A 14,099-nucleotide genomic window follows, 5' to 3' on the forward strand; every position below is an offset into this window, starting at 1 on the left:
GGATTTACCTCGCCGCCTGCATCGTTGCCCACCACTCGGCATCGGCTTCGACTTCGCCCTGCTCGTTGACGTGGGGATAAGGCAGACCTTTTTGCCTGGCGACGCGTGCCAGCACCGGGTACCCGCCTTCAAATAGCAGCCGCTGCTGCTCTTCAGGCGGCAGCATGCTATTGGCGCGTTGGTACATTCCGGCGTTCTGCCGCTGACGCTGCGCTTCGTAAAGGATCAGCGCGGAGGCGACGGAGACGTTCAGCGACTGCACCATACCGACCATTGGAATAATGATGTCCTGGTCTGCCAGCGCCAGCGCTTCCTGGGTGATGCCGGTTTTCTCCTGGCCCATCAGGATGCAGGTCGGGCGCGTATAGTCGATTTCGCGAAAATCGATGGCTTTGTCGGAAAGGTGTGTCGCGAGGATTTGCATGCCCCGGCCTTTTAAGTGGCTGACGGCATCGCCGATCGTGCGGTGTGTTTTCACCTGCACCCAACTATTGCTGCCGGCGGCGGCAGAGGCCATGGTGCGCATACGACTGCCAGGCCAGATGGCGTGTACTTCATGTACGCCGATGGCGTCTGCGGTGCGGATGACCGCAGAGACGTTATGGGGTTTATGGACCTGCTCCATGCAGACCGTCAGATCAGGCTGACGCCTGGCGAGCATCTCGCAGATACGCGCATAACGCTGTGAATTCATTCTACTTAATCCTTCGAACTGCCTCGGCGTTAGCTGCACTCACTCACCCCAGTCACGTACTTCAGTACCTTCCTGGGGATTCGATTTTTGTAAAAGCTAATTTCGGTTACGAGTGACTTTAATCACGTCCGGCATGACGCGAATTTTGCGCATGATATTCGCCAGATGCACGCGGTCGCGCGCGGTCAGGCGGATAAAGGCGCTGTAAACGCGGCCATCTTTTTCTTCCGTATTCAGGCTCTGAATATTGGAAGACGCGGTGTTGATTGCGGCCGTCAGGTTAGCCAGCGCGCCCTGGTGGTTGAACATATCCACCTTAATTTCGGCGATAAATTCCTGCGCAGTTTCTTTATCCCATTCGACCGCCATAAACTTCTCAGGCTCTTTCTGGTAGCCGCGGATGTTACGACAGGATTCATGGTGGATAACCAACCCTTTGCCTGGGCTGACGTGGGCGATGATCGGGTCCCCCGGAATCGGACGACAGCACTTGGCGAAAGTAATCAGCACGCCATCGGCGCCCTTGATCGGCAGATGGCCGTGATTCGACGCGTTGGCCGGCACCGGTGCGGCAGAGGCTTCACCCTGCTGCAGATTTTTCGCTACCACCACGCTCATTGCGTTACCGAGACCGATTTCCGCCAGCAGATCGTCAAGCGTGGCAAGCTTCATGCGGTCAAGTTCGCGCTGGATGTTCTCCGGCGGGATTTCTGCCAGCTTGCGGCTGCCGCCTAACGCGTGGTTGAGCAATCGGCGGCCAAGGCTGACGGAATCGTCGCGCTTAAGGTTTTTCAGCAGTTGGCGGATCTTGGCGCGCGCTTTCGAGCTGACGACAAAGTTCAGCCATGCGGCATTCGGACGCGCGCCCGGCGCGGTAATGATTTCGACAGTCTGGCCGCTGGAGAGCGGCTGCGACAGCGGATAGGGCTGACGGTCGACGCGCGCGCCGACGCAGGCATGGCCGATATCGGTATGCACCGCGTAGGCGAAGTCCACCGGCGTGGCGCCGGCAGGCAGTTCGACAATGCGCCCTTCCGGGGTGAAAACGTAAATCTCATCCGGGAACAGATCGGATTTAACGCTCTCGATAAATTCAAACGAGCTACCGGCGCTCTGCTGCAGTTCCAGCAGGCTTTGCATCCAGCGCTGAGCGCGGATTTGCGCGGTCGTGCTGCTTTCGCCCCCGTGCTCTTTATACGCCCAGTGCGCCGCAACCCCCATCTCCGCCATCTGGTCCATATCTTCGGTACGGATTTGTACCTCGACCGGGACGCCGTGGGGGCCAATCATCGAGGTGTGCAAAGATTGATAGCCGTTCGCTTTCGGAATGGCGATGTAATCTTTGAAACGGCCTGGACGCGGCTTGTAGAGGCTGTGCATTTGGCCCAGCACGCGATAGCAGATATCGGGATCGTGAACGATAACGCGGAAGGCGTAGATGTCCATAATCGAGTGAAAACGCTGCTCTTTGAGCACCATTTTGCAGTAAATAGAGTACAGATGCTTTTCGCGACCGCTAACGCGGCAGGGGATCCCTGCTTCCTGTAAACGCCCTTCGATCTCAGAGAGGATTTTCTGAATCATCTCTTTTCGGTTGCCGCGCGCCGCTTTGACCACTTCTTTAATGACGCGGTAGCGGTTAGGGTACAGCGCTTCAAAGCCCAGCTCTTCGAGCTCGGTTTTAATGTGATGGATACCTAAACGGTGCGCCAGAGGGCTATAAATTTCCAGCGTTTCGCGGGCGATGCGACGGCGTTTATCCGGGCGTAGCGAGCCCAGGGTGCGCATGTTGTGGGTGCGGTCGGCAAGCTTGATGAGGATGACGCGGATATCCTGCACCATCGCCATGATCATTTTGCGGAAGTTTTCGGCTTGCGCCTCTTTCTTATCGCGGAACTTGAGCTTATCAAGTTTCGACACCCCCTCTACCAGTTCGGCGACGCTTTTACCAAAAAGCTGTTCCATGTCCTGGTAGGTGGCAGGGGTATCTTCAATCACATCATGCAGCAGCGCGGCCATCAGCGTTTCGTAGTCGAGTTTCATCTCGGCCAGAATGCAGGCCACCGCTACCGGGTGCGTGATATAGGGTTCACCGCTTGAACGTGTCTGACCCTCGTGAGCGTCACGTGCAACGAGATACGCCTGCCGAAGGCGCTTGATTTGCTCTTCCGGCAGGTAGTTTTGAATCAGCTGATTCAGGCTTTCAAACAGATACAAGGGCGACCCGCTGTGTGATTAACGACGACCTTCAGCAATCGCGGTAACGGCTTGTAATTCAGCGGCTTCCTGCTCTTGCTGTTCCTGGCGCTCACGTACGTCGAGGATCTGGTTGTTGATCAGACCTTCTTCGATTTCGCGCAGTGCGATAACGGTGGTTTTATCGTTTTCTTCCGGTACCAGCGGATCCTTTCCGCCTACCTGCATCTGACGAGCGCGACGCGCGGCGACCAGTACCAGGTCAAAACGGTTACCAATTTTCTCTACAGCGTCCTGAACAGTTACGCGTGCCATACTTAAAATGCTCCACAGGTGAAGAAATGACTGGGCATGATACTGAATGTGGGTTCAGTCTGCCAATAGTTTGGTGATTAAAGCGCCATGTCGCTGCTTTTGGCGGCTCATGCGCAGACGTTCAGCGCGGATAATGTTTTTCAGATCGCCTAAAGCGGTATCAAAATCATCATTCACAATAAGGTAATCATATTCCGCGTAATGGCTCATTTCTGCAACTGCCTGCGCCATACGTTTTGCGATGACTTCTTCGCTGTCCTGGCCGCGGCCGCGCAGGCGGCGGTCAAGTTCGTCTTTTGACGGCGGCAGAATAAAGATACTGCGCGCGCCGGGCATTTTATTACGGATTTGCTGGGCGCCCTGCCAGTCGATATCAAGAAAAACATCAACGCCGGTCGCCAGAACCTGCTCGATAGCTTCACGAGAGGTCCCGTAATAATTGCCAAAAACCTCAGCGTGCTCAAGGAAAGCGTCTTCGCTAATCATCGACCTGAATTTATCGTGATCGACAAAGAAATAGTGTTCACCGTGAACTTCACCCGGGCGCGGATTGCGCGTGGTATGCGAAACAGAAACCTGGGAATCGTACAACGGTTGGGTTTTCAATAAAGCCTGAATCAGGCTGGATTTACCCGCGCCGCTAGGGGCGGAAACAATATAAAGCGTGCCTTGAGCCATGAGTGTCTTTTGTATGTGATTGTCGAAAGAGATCCTACATACGAGCCTATTATACACGCCGCCGCCGCGTGACGCAGTCATTGTCACACTTTTTGCCGCTGTTTCTTTCATTTTGCCTGCCGCTTTCCTGATTTCTTAAGCAGTTGCAGCAACAAGGTGTAAATCCTGGAAAGCCGCTCGCAACGTAATGATTTGCCTGTCGCCGCGGCTTCGGTCTTTAGCGCACGATGCCGCAAGGTAGAACAAGGAGGTAAAGGCATGTGCAGATGGCTGATAGGGACAGCGTTATGGATGGCGGCGGCAATGGCAACGGCGGCCTGCCCGGCGTGGTCTTTGCAACAAGCCGGGCAGGAGATAGATCGCCTGAGCCAGCAGATTGCCGACTGGAAAGCGGCCTACTGGCAGCAGGGCCGCAGCGAGGTCAGCGACGAGGTCTATGACATGCTATCTGCCCGGTTGGCGCAGTGGCGGCGCTGCTTCGGTCAGGAGACGCCTGAAGACGAGCTGCCGCCGCCGCGCGGCGAAGTCAAACATCCCATCGCGCATACCGGCGTGCGTAAACTGCCTGATGCCGCAAGCGTCGGCCGCTGGATGCGCGAGAAACCCAATCTGTGGGTACAGCCGAAAGTCGACGGGGTGGCAGTGACGCTGGTTTATCGCGGAGGGAGGTTAATACAGGCGATTAGCCGCGGCGACGGTCTGGCGGGGGAAGACTGGACTGTAAAAGTGCGCCGGATCCCCGGCCTACCGCAAACTACCGCAGGAGCGCTGGCAAATAGCGTGCTACAGGGCGAGATTTTTCAGCTGCAAGAGGGGCATATACAAAAACAGGCGGGCGGTATGAATTCACGGGCGAAAGTCGCCGGGATACTGATGCGCAAAGCGCCATCGGCAACGCTGAACACGCTGGGGGTGTTTATCTGGGCCTGGCCCGACGGTCCGGCCCGGATGTCCACCCGCCTGGCGCTGCTTGCCGACGGCGGGTTTCCTCTGGCGCAGCGCTATTCCCATCCGGTGAAAGACTGGCAGGAGACCGCCGTCTGGCGCGAGCGCTGGTTTGCCTCGCCGCTGCCCTTTGTCACCGATGGCATTGTGATCCGCGCGGAAAAAGAACCAGCCGGGGGCAGTTGGCTTCCAGGACAGGGGCACTGGGTGGCGGCCTGGAAATATCAGCCGTTTTCGCAGGTGGCGGAAGTGACCACAATCCAGTTCACTGTCGGGCGCAGCGGCAAGATAGCCGTTGTGGCGCATCTCGAACCGGTAAAACTGGACGATAAACTGGTGCGTCGGGTCAATATTGGCTCGGTGGCCCGCTGGCGGCAGTTAGACATCGTCGCCGGAGACCAGGTGCTAATAAGCCTGGCTGGACAGGGCATCCCGCGTCTGGATAGCGTGGTCTGGCGGGCCAGCCACCGCGATGCGCCACAACCGCCTTCGCCCCGTTTTCATTCCTTAACCTGTTATTTTGCGTTGTCCGAGTGCGCTGGGCAGTTTCTCTCCCGGCTTGTTTGGCTATCGTCTAAGCCAGTTCTGGATATTGGGGGAGCAGGAGAGGCGCTATGGCGCACGCTAATAGACGATCGCCGCATGGCTCATCTTTTTTCATGGCTGGCTTTGACGCCTGAACAACTACAGAGCGTGCCAGGCATTACCAGCAAGCGTGGCCTGCGGCTGTGGCATCAGTTCAATTTGACCCGCGAGCAGCCGTTTATTCGTTGGGTGCTGGCGCTGGGGGTACCGATACCTCAGTCCGCGCAGGCGAGCGTTGCGGCAGAAAACTGGCAACTATTGCGGGAGCGCAATGAGTCCCAGTGGCGGCAATTACCGGGGGTGGGGCAGGAAAGGGCGCGTCAGCTGGTCGCCTTTTTGCAAAACCCGGATATTGCCGCGCTGGCGCAGTGGCTCAACGGGCAACATATCCCGGGTTTTTGAGGAATCAATGTGCGTCGTGCTTGTAGTAGAAGACCGGCAGGCCGAGCTTCCAGCGCAGGGCGAGCATACGCGCGGTAAAGCCGAAGAGCAGCGTGGCGATGACCACGACGTCGTGGCTGCTGACGTAGTGCTGTAAGGCGATATAGAGCACCGCGGCGGCAAAAGAGATGCCAGCGTACAGTTCTTTCTGAAACACCAGCGGGATACGTTTACAGAACATATCGCGCAGCACGCCGCCAAAGACGCCGGTGATCACGGCGGCAATAGACGCGATTATCGGTCCTTCGCCCATATCCAGCGCGATTTGCGCGCCAATAATCGAGAATACAATCAGGCCCAGGGCATCCAGCACCAGAAACAGGCGGCGCAGGTGCGGCATTACCGGCGCGGCGATGGTGGTGAGAACGGCGGCAACCGCCACAATGATGACGTATTCCGGGTGCTTCACCCAACCGAGCGGATAATGGCCGAGCAGGATATCACGCACGGATCCCCCGCCGAGCGCGGTGGCGGTAGCGATAATAATCACCCCAAAAGTGTCCATCCGGCGACGCCCGGCCGCTAAGGCGCCGGTCATCGCTTCCGCCGTAATACCAATCAGATAAAGAACATGAAGCAGCATAAATCCCCCACAATGATGGGCAAAGGGTAGCGATTTGTGCGACAGATCACGATTGAGTTTTTCTAAAGTGAGCTGATTTTCATGAAAAAAGCTAATGCTGAATGATTGATATGGTCAATCACTGTGGGGGATTTGGCTTTTGCTTTTCAAAAATGAATAAGAAAAAGTAATGCTGGCCCGCGGGGCAGGCCAGCCGGGGAAGAGATTACTCGATATTCTGGATCTGCTCGCGCATCTGCTCGATGAGCACCTTCAGCTCAATCGCTGAATTGGTCACTTCGGCATTAATGGATTTGGAGGCCAGAGTGTTCGACTCGCGGTTGAATTCCTGCATCATGAAGTCGAGGCGGCGACCCACGGCTTCTTTCTTCTTCAGAATGTTGTAGGTCTCTTTAACGTGCGCTTCCAGGCGATCGAGCTCTTCGGCGACGTCGATACGCTGCGCCATTAACACCAGCTCTTGCTCGAGGCGGTTGTTTTCCAGCTGCACTTCGGCGTCTTCAAGCTTGGCGACCAGGCGCTCGCGCTGCCACTGCAGGATTTCCGGCATATGGGCGCGGACTTTGCTGACTTCGGCGCTGACGCCTTCCAGACGCTGTTCGATCAGCGTTTTCAATGCCTGGCCTTCGGTCTCGCGAGCGACGATAAAATCGTCCAGCGCGCCATTCAGGGCGTTGAGGATTTCAGCGGCGATGGCATCAAGGTCTTGCTCCTGAGCGGCCATAACGCCAGGCCAGCGCAGGATATCAACCGGGTTGATTTCGCCTTCATCGCTCTGCATTTTTACCCAGTTAGCGGCGTTAACCAGCTGCTTGGCCAGGTTTTCGTTAAGAATCAGCTCACCCTGGGCGCTGGGATCCTGCTCAAAACGCAGGGTACATTCGATTTTGCCGCGAGTCAGGCGAGAGCGGATGCGCTCGCGAACCACGGGTTCCAGGCTCCGGAACTGTTCCGGCAGGCGGAAGTAGGTTTCCAGATAGCGTTGGTTTACCGAGCGCAGTTCCCACGCGGCGCTACCCCAGTCACCCTTGATTTCACGCCGGGCATAGGCGGTCATACTGCGGATCATAGACGTTCCTGTTTTTTAAGGAGAGTGGGGAGGATTATAGCTTTCGAGGCCCTTTCAGGATAGGAATAAGCGCGCATTATCCACATTGGCAGGCGCGCGTCGTCGCGATGCAACTTGGCCGAATTTGTGTATAATGCGCAGCCACATTCGTTTCAAGCCGGAGAGTAATCATGCGTCCAGCAGGCCGTAGCGCTAATCAGGTGCGTCCAGTAACCCTGACCCGTAACTATACAAAACACGCTGAAGGCTCCGTGCTGGTCGAATTTGGCGACACCAAAGTGCTGTGCACTGCCTCCATCGACGAAGGCGTGCCGCGCTTCCTGAAAGGTCAGGGCCAGGGCTGGATCACCGCCGAATATGGCATGCTGCCGCGCTCCACCCATACCCGTAACGCTCGCGAAGCCGCAAAAGGCAAGCAGGGCGGCCGCACTATGGAAATTCAGCGTCTGATCGCTCGCGCGCTGCGCGCCGCGGTGGATCTGAAAGCGCTGGGCGAGTTCACCATTACGCTCGATTGCGACGTGCTGCAGGCCGATGGCGGTACCCGTACCGCGTCCATTACCGGTGCCTGCGTTGCGCTGGCCGATGCGCTGAACAAGCTGGTTGCTGCCGGTAAACTGAAAACCAACCCGATGAAGGGGATGGTAGCCGCCGTTTCCGTTGGTATCGTTAATGGTGAAGCCATCTGCGATCTGGAGTACGTGGAAGATTCCGCCGCGGAAACCGATATGAATGTGGTAATGACCGAAGACGGCCGCATTATTGAGGTGCAGGGCACGGCGGAAGGCGAGCCGTTCACCCATGAAGAGCTCCTCACTCTCCTGGCGTTAGCGCGAGGGGGAATCGAATCCATTATTACGACGCAGAAAGCGGCGTTAGAAAATTAATGATTAAGGCGACTGAGAAGTCGCCTTTTTTTTGCGCTTTATCCTTCATGACACCTGCGAAGGACAAAGCGTGTAGTCCGACATTGATGACAGTACTAAAAGGAGCGAATCCATGAAGCCGTATCAGCGCCAGTTTATTGAGTTTGCGCTTAGCAAGCAGGTTCTTAAGTTTGGCGAATTTACGCTGAAATCCGGGCGTAAAAGCCCCTATTTCTTCAACGCCGGCCTGTTTAATACCGGGCGCGATCTGGCTCTGCTGGGCCGTTTCTACGCCGAGGCGCTGGTGGATTCCGGGATCGAGTTCGACCTGCTGTTCGGCCCGGCCTATAAAGGTATCCCTATCGCCACCACCACCGCCGTCGCGCTGGCTGAGCATCATGACCGCGACCTGCCGTACTGCTTCAACCGTAAAGAAGCGAAGACCCACGGTGAAGGCGGCAACCTGGTCGGTAGCCCGCTCCAGGGCCGCGTGATGCTGGTGGACGACGTGATTACCGCCGGTACCGCAATTCGTGAATCAATGGAAATTATTCAGGCTAACGGCGCTGAACTGGCTGGCGTGCTCATCTCGCTTGATCGCCAGGAGCGCGGTCGCGGCGAGATCTCCGCGATTCAGGAAGTGGAACGTGATTATGGCTGCAAAGTGATTTCTATCGTCACCCTGAAAGATCTTATCGCCTATCTGGAAGAAAAGCCTGAGATGGCTGAGCATTTGGCATCGGTACGCGCTTACCGCGAAGCCTACGGCGTCTGAAGATGAGCCCGGCAGCCAGCGGCTGCCGGTATAGCCAGAGCACGCTGAGAAGGTGAATGATGAGCCATGCAGCCTTGCGGCTGCATATAGAGCTTTACTGCAGTTGCGCCGCGACCAGCGGCCAGCGGGCATCGAAATCATCCGTTGGGCGGTACTTGAACTCGCTACGCACAAAACGCGACAGCATGCCTTCGCAAAATGCCAGCAGCTGGCTTGCCAGTAGCGTCTCGTCGAGGGTGTAGCCCTCTCCCTCACGCATTTTCTTTTCACGCATCACCTGACGCAATTGAACTTCGATACGTTCAAATAGCTGGTTGATACGACCCTGCAGACGGTCCTGTTCGAACATTAAGGCGTGGCCGGTGAGGATACGCGTCAGCCCAGGATTACGCTCGCCAAACCCAAGAATCAGCAGAACAATCAGGCGCAGACGAGCCGTGGTGTCCTTTTCATCTTTCAAAATCAAATTGATGCGCGTAATCAGACTGTCTTCAATGAACTCGATCAGGCTGTCAAACATGCGGGTTTTACTGGGAAAATGACGGTATAACGCCGCTTCGGAAACACCGACGGAGGCCGCCAGCTTCGCCGTGGTAATACGTTGACTACCATCGCTGGATTCAAGCATCAGCGCCAGAGATTGAAGTATTTCTTCGCGACGATTCCTTTTCGCAGTTTGTTTTTCTGCCATGTTTTAAAATACCCCTGAAAATAAGCACTTGTCAGGCAGGCATCCACAAAGCGACCGCAAACCTTAGTTTGCGGTGATGTTATTGCATTATGCGCTTTGGGATGCGGGTTCCGTATAGCCGGGCTTATTTGCGCCCTGAGTGGCCGAAGCCGCCTTCGCCGCGGTCGGTGGCGTCAAACTCTTCCACCAGATTAAATTCCGCCTGTACCACCGGCACAAAGACCATCTGCGCGATGCGCTCGCCCGGCTCGATAGTAAAGCTCTGCTGGCCGCGGTTCCACACGGAAACCATCAGCTGCCCCTGGTAGTCGGAGTCGATAAGGCCAACCAGGTTGCCCAGCACGACGCCATGTTTATGGCCCAGACCAGAACGCGGCAGAATCACCGCCGCCAGAGACGGATCGGCGATATGAATCGCAAGGCCAGTCGGCAACAGGGTGGTTGCGCCCGGCGCCAGCTCTACGGCGTCGTCAAGACAGGCGCGCAGGTCAAGTCCGGCCGAGCCGGAGGTGGCATAAGTCGGCAATGGGAACTGCTTGCCAACACGCGGGTCCAGAATCTTAACGTCGATTTTTTTCATCATAACGGGTAACGATCTCGTCGAGTAATAATTGGCCCAGGAATTCCTTGCGCTCAAGTGGTAAGCGCTTATCCCCATCCTGCCAGAAAAGGTGTAATGCGTTGTTATCGCTATTAAAACCTTGATTTGGCTGAGAAACATCATTGGCGCAAATCAGGTCGAGATTTTTGCGGGCACGTTTTTGCCGGGCGTATTCTTCCACATTATTTGTTTCGGCGGCAAATCCAACAACGTACGGGCGGTGATTTTTTAGTGCGGCCACCCCGGCGACGATGTCCGGATTTTTGACCATTTTTATTGTTAATTCATCACCTTGTTTTTTGATTTTCTCGTCGGCGACAATCGCTGCGCGGTAGTCGGCAACGGCGGCGCAGCCGATGAAAATATGCTGCTGTTGCACGCCATTCTGCACCGCCGCTTCCATTTCCAGCGCGGTGCCAACATCGATGCGCTGCACAAACGGCGGCGTCGGCAGCGACACCGGGCCGCTAACCAGCGTGACGTTCGCACCGCGTTGTGCGGCGGCGGCGGCAATCGCGAAGCCCATTTTGCCGGAGCTATGGTTGGTGATATAGCGCACCGGATCCAGCGGCTCGCGGGTTGGGCCCGCGGTAATCATGATGTTGAGATGTTGCAAATCTTTGACAGGCGAGAAATGCTGCGCCGCCATCTCCACGATAGTGAGCGGATCGAGCATGCGGCCCGGCCCAACGTCGCCGCAGGCCTGGCTGCCGCTATCCGGGCCCCATATCAACAGGCCGCGGGCGGCAATAGTGGCAAGGTTGTCTTGGGTGGCGGCGGCGCGATACATCTGTTGGTTCATCGCCGGAACGACGACCACCGGCGAGGGCGTAGCCAGGCAAATCGTGGAGACCAGATCGTTCGCCATACCGGCGGCGACGCGGGCGATTAAATCGGCGGTTGCCGGGGCAAGGATAACCAGATCGGCCCACTTGCCCAGTTCAATATGGCCCATTGCCGCTTCAGCGGCCGGATCCAGCAGGCTATCGGAGACCGGATAACCGGAAACCGCCTGCAGGCTCAACGGGGTAATAAAGGCCTTGGCGGCTTCGGTCATGGCGACGCGTACATCCGCGCCGCGTTCTCGCAGTCGGCGCACCAGTTCCGGCGTTTTATAGGCGGCGATGCCGCCGCTCACGCCGAGAACGATCTTTTTACCAGCCAGACTCATCATGATTTTGTCCTGTTGAAATACACCAGAATCCGCGCATCTTATCACAATCCCGGTGGCATCGTGCGTATGCCGGATACTCACTTTGCGAGGGGCTACGCAGGCCTTGAAATCACCGGTCGGCAGCGTGAAAAGGGTATGCCAGGATGGGCGAGGAACGGGAAAGGAGACAGGGTAATGGATATACAGGAATCATTGATGCCGCGGGAAAAAATGCTGCGCGACGGTATTGAAACGTTGAGCGACGTTGAGCTGCTGGCGTTGTTTTTGCGTACCGGCACGCGTACCCAGGATGTGCTGACTTTTTCACACAGCTTGCTACAGCGCTTCGGTTCGCTGTACGGGTTGTTATCGGCTGAGATAGAACAATTTGCCGATATCGACGGCATCGGCATTGCGAAATATGCGCAACTTAAAGGTATTGCCGAGCTGGCGCGGCGCTATTTTAGCCTGCGGATGAGAGAGGAACCGTCGCTGGTCACGCCGCTTATGACGCGAGAATTTTTACAAAGCCAGCTCGCCGATGAAGAGCGGGAGATCTTTATGGCGATCTTTTTAGATAATCAGAACCGGGTATTGAAACATAGCCGCCTTTTTTCTGGTACTCTTAGCCACGTAGAGGTGCATCCGCGAGAAATTGTACGCGAAGCAATCAAAGTGAACGCCGCCGCGGTGATCCTTGCCCATAATCATCCTTCCGGTAGTCCTGAACCGAGTAAGTCGGATAAGTTGATGACCGACAGGGTGGTTAAGTGTTGTAGATTCATGGAGATACGCGTGCTTGATCATCTGATTATTGGCCGCGGCGCGTACGTCTCTTTTGCCGAACGTGGCTGGATTTAGCCCCGATCATGCGATCTATCGGGATCTTTGTCTGTTCGGGACTTGAGCACACCGCCAAGTCAGCGTATACTACGCCACCTTTGAGAATCTCGGGTTTGGCATTTGGGCCTGGCAATCGAGAGTTCAATAGAACTATGCGATGACCGGGCTGTAAAGCCTGACGAGGCGCCAATACCCCATACGAAGCTCGAGCTAATTTGATTTTTGGAGAATAGACATGTCCCGAGTCTGCCAAGTTACTGGCAAGCGTCCGGTGACCGGTAACAACCGTTCCCACGCACTGAACGCGACTAAACGCCGTTTCCTGCCGAACCTGCACTCTCACCGTTTCTGGGTTGAGAGCGAGAAGCGTTTTGTCACCCTGCGCGTATCTGCTAAAGGTATGCGTGTAATCGATAAGAAAGGCATCGATACAGTTCTGTCTGAACTGCGTGCCCGTGGCGAAAAGTACTAAGTACTTAGAGGAAATAAATCATGGCTAAAGGTATTCGTGAGAAAATCAAGCTGGTTTCTTCCGCTGGTACTGGTCACTTCTATACCACCACGAAGAACAAGCGTACCAAACCGGAAAAAATGGAACTGAAAAAGTACGATCCGGTTGTACGTCAGCACGTTATCTACAAAGAAGCTAAAATCAAATAATTTTAGTCTCCTTGTACTAAAACCCCGCTCCGGCGGGGTTTTTTGTTTTATGCTTCACCCTTCGAGCACAGGTGCGTTGGCTGCACGCGTACAGCCTGGCCGCTTGCTTTATTAAGCCTTCCGGCCTCTCTTCCCGCAGCCTCCCTGTCACCCGAAACTGTGTGGTTAAGAGGAAAAAAATGCCTGAATTACCTGAAGTCGAAACCAGCCGTCGCGGCATTGAGCCGCATCTGGTAGGCGCTAACATCCTGCACGCCGTAGTACGCAACGGGCGCCTGCGTTGGCCGGTATCCGAAGAGATTTATCGCCTGAGCGATGAACCGGTGCTGAGCGTGCGCCGACGCGCCAAATATCTGCTGCTGGAGCTGCGCCACGGCTGGATCATTATTCATCTTGGCATGTCCGGTAGCCTGCGCATCCTCAGTGAAGAGCAGCCGGCTGAAAAACACGACCACGTCGACCTGGTGCTGAGTAACGGTAAAGTGCTGCGCTATACCGATCCTCGTCGCTTCGGCGCCTGGTTATGGACTAAAGAGCTGGATGGTCATCCGGTGCTGGCGCATCTCGGCCCGGAGCCGCTAAGCGATGAATTCAACGCCGACTATCTCCAGCAGCGTTGCGCGAAGAAGAAAACCGCCATCAAACCCTGGCTGATGGATAACAAGCTGGTGGTGGGCGTGGGGAATATCTACGCCAGCGAATCGCTGTTTTCCGCCGGGATCCATCCCGATCGGCTGGCCTCGTCGCTCTCGCATCAAGAATGCGAGTGGTTAGTGAAGATGATTAAGCTGGTGCTGCTACGCTCAATTGAGCAAGGTGGAACGACGCTGAAGGATTTCCTGCAAAGCGACGGCAAACCGGGATATTTCGCCCAGGAGCTACAGGTTTATGGCCGCAAAGGCGAGCCGTGCCGGATCTGCGGTACGCCGATTATCGCCACCAAACACGCGCAGCGAGCGACCTTTTATTGCCGCCAGTGTCAGAAGTAGTGGAGAAGGTTGGGG

The 14,099-nt window shown here is 56.0% G+C and carries 16 protein-coding genes; 7 read left to right on the plus strand and 9 right to left on the minus strand.

The annotated features are described in order from the left end of the window. Nucleotides 1–4: 4 nt before the first annotated feature. From trmH to gmk, 4 genes are all read right to left on the minus strand, one after another. A complete protein-coding gene (gene trmH / locus PGS10_RS09355; protein ID WP_047047644.1) occupies nt 5–694 on the minus strand; it encodes a tRNA (guanosine(18)-2'-O)-methyltransferase TrmH in 690 nt (229 codons plus the stop codon). A gap of 96 nt (nt 695–790) precedes the next feature. Continuing rightward, entirely contained in the window at nt 791–2,911 is a 2,121-nt protein-coding gene (gene spoT, locus PGS10_RS09360; protein ID WP_015369143.1) for a bifunctional GTP diphosphokinase/guanosine-3',5'-bis pyrophosphate 3'-pyrophosphohydrolase, read from the minus strand. Between the two features lie 18 nt (nt 2,912–2,929). Beyond that, nucleotides 2,930–3,205, minus strand: a complete 276-nt coding sequence (gene rpoZ, locus PGS10_RS09365) for a DNA-directed RNA polymerase subunit omega (protein ID WP_000135058.1) — start codon at nt 3,203–3,205, stop codon at nt 2,930–2,932. Between the two features lie 54 nt (nt 3,206–3,259). Continuing rightward, on the minus strand, nt 3,260–3,883 hold the full coding sequence (gene gmk, locus PGS10_RS09370) for a guanylate kinase (RefSeq protein ID WP_015369144.1): 624 nt from the start codon (nt 3,881–3,883) through the stop codon (nt 3,260–3,262). 258 nt (nt 3,884–4,141) lie between these two features. On the opposite strand from gmk, the gene ligB reads away from it, so the two are divergent. Beyond that, nucleotides 4,142–5,815 carry an NAD-dependent DNA ligase LigB gene (gene ligB, locus PGS10_RS09375; RefSeq protein WP_315711892.1) on the plus strand — a complete coding sequence of 558 codons (1,674 nt, stop codon included), beginning with the start codon at nt 4,142–4,144 and terminating at the stop codon, nt 5,813–5,815. Between the two features lie 4 nt (nt 5,816–5,819). Here ligB and PGS10_RS09380 read toward each other — a convergent pair whose 3' ends face one another. Both PGS10_RS09380 and PGS10_RS09385 read right to left on the minus strand, forming a co-directional pair. After that, nucleotides 5,820–6,437 carry a trimeric intracellular cation channel family protein gene (locus tag PGS10_RS09380; RefSeq protein WP_015703812.1) on the minus strand — a complete coding sequence of 206 codons (618 nt, stop codon included), beginning with the start codon at nt 6,435–6,437 and terminating at the stop codon, nt 5,820–5,822. A 205-nt stretch (nt 6,438–6,642) separates the two neighbouring features. Continuing rightward, nucleotides 6,643–7,506 carry a YicC/YloC family endoribonuclease gene (locus PGS10_RS09385; protein WP_045390591.1) on the minus strand — a complete coding sequence of 288 codons (864 nt, stop codon included), beginning with the start codon at nt 7,504–7,506 and terminating at the stop codon, nt 6,643–6,645. 170 nt (nt 7,507–7,676) lie between these two features. On the opposite strand from PGS10_RS09385, the gene rph reads away from it, so the two are divergent. After that, on the plus strand, nt 7,677–8,393 hold the full coding sequence (gene rph / locus PGS10_RS09390) for a ribonuclease PH (RefSeq protein ID WP_045390593.1): 717 nt from the start codon (nt 7,677–7,679) through the stop codon (nt 8,391–8,393). Nucleotides 8,394–8,505: 112 nt separating this feature from the next. After that, nucleotides 8,506–9,147, plus strand: coding sequence for an orotate phosphoribosyltransferase (pyrE, locus tag PGS10_RS09395; RefSeq protein WP_015703811.1), 642 nt, complete (start codon nt 8,506–8,508; stop codon nt 9,145–9,147). Nucleotides 9,148–9,241: 94 nt separating this feature from the next. Here the strand turns inward: pyrE and slmA are convergent, their stop codons facing one another. From slmA to coaBC, 3 genes are all read right to left on the minus strand, one after another. Further along, nucleotides 9,242–9,838, minus strand: a complete 597-nt coding sequence (gene slmA, locus PGS10_RS09400) for a nucleoid occlusion factor SlmA (RefSeq protein ID WP_015369151.1) — start codon at nt 9,836–9,838, stop codon at nt 9,242–9,244. 124 nt (nt 9,839–9,962) lie between these two features. After that, a complete protein-coding gene (gene dut, locus PGS10_RS09405; protein WP_020077682.1) occupies nt 9,963–10,421 on the minus strand; it encodes a dUTP diphosphatase in 459 nt (152 codons plus the stop codon). Then, nucleotides 10,399–11,610 carry a bifunctional phosphopantothenoylcysteine decarboxylase/phosphopantothenate--cysteine ligase CoaBC gene (gene coaBC / locus PGS10_RS09410; RefSeq protein ID WP_047078234.1) on the minus strand — a complete coding sequence of 404 codons (1,212 nt, stop codon included), beginning with the start codon at nt 11,608–11,610 and terminating at the stop codon, nt 10,399–10,401. The genes dut and coaBC overlap by 23 nt, the downstream gene beginning before the upstream one ends. A gap of 177 nt (nt 11,611–11,787) precedes the next feature. Between coaBC and radC the strand changes: the two genes are divergently transcribed. From radC to mutM, 4 genes are all read left to right on the plus strand, one after another. After that, nucleotides 11,788–12,453 (plus strand): RadC family protein, encoded by a 666-nt coding sequence (gene radC / locus PGS10_RS09415; protein WP_015369154.1) that lies wholly within the window; start codon nt 11,788–11,790, stop codon nt 12,451–12,453. A 217-nt stretch (nt 12,454–12,670) separates the two neighbouring features. Continuing rightward, nucleotides 12,671–12,907 (plus strand): 50S ribosomal protein L28, encoded by a 237-nt coding sequence (gene rpmB / locus PGS10_RS09420; protein ID WP_002436699.1) that lies wholly within the window; start codon nt 12,671–12,673, stop codon nt 12,905–12,907. Between the two features lie 20 nt (nt 12,908–12,927). Further along, nucleotides 12,928–13,095, plus strand: a complete 168-nt coding sequence (rpmG, locus tag PGS10_RS09425; protein ID WP_002922510.1) for a 50S ribosomal protein L33 — start codon at nt 12,928–12,930, stop codon at nt 13,093–13,095. A gap of 179 nt (nt 13,096–13,274) precedes the next feature. After that, on the plus strand, nt 13,275–14,084 hold the full coding sequence (gene mutM, locus PGS10_RS09430; RefSeq protein WP_316422773.1) for a bifunctional DNA-formamidopyrimidine glycosylase/DNA-(apurinic or apyrimidinic site) lyase: 810 nt from the start codon (nt 13,275–13,277) through the stop codon (nt 14,082–14,084). Nucleotides 14,085–14,099: the final 15 nt, after the last annotated feature.

The sequence above is a fragment of the Klebsiella sp. 141153 genome (genome assembly GCF_032601995.1).
Classification (GTDB): domain Bacteria; phylum Pseudomonadota; class Gammaproteobacteria; order Enterobacterales; family Enterobacteriaceae; genus Klebsiella; species Klebsiella aerogenes.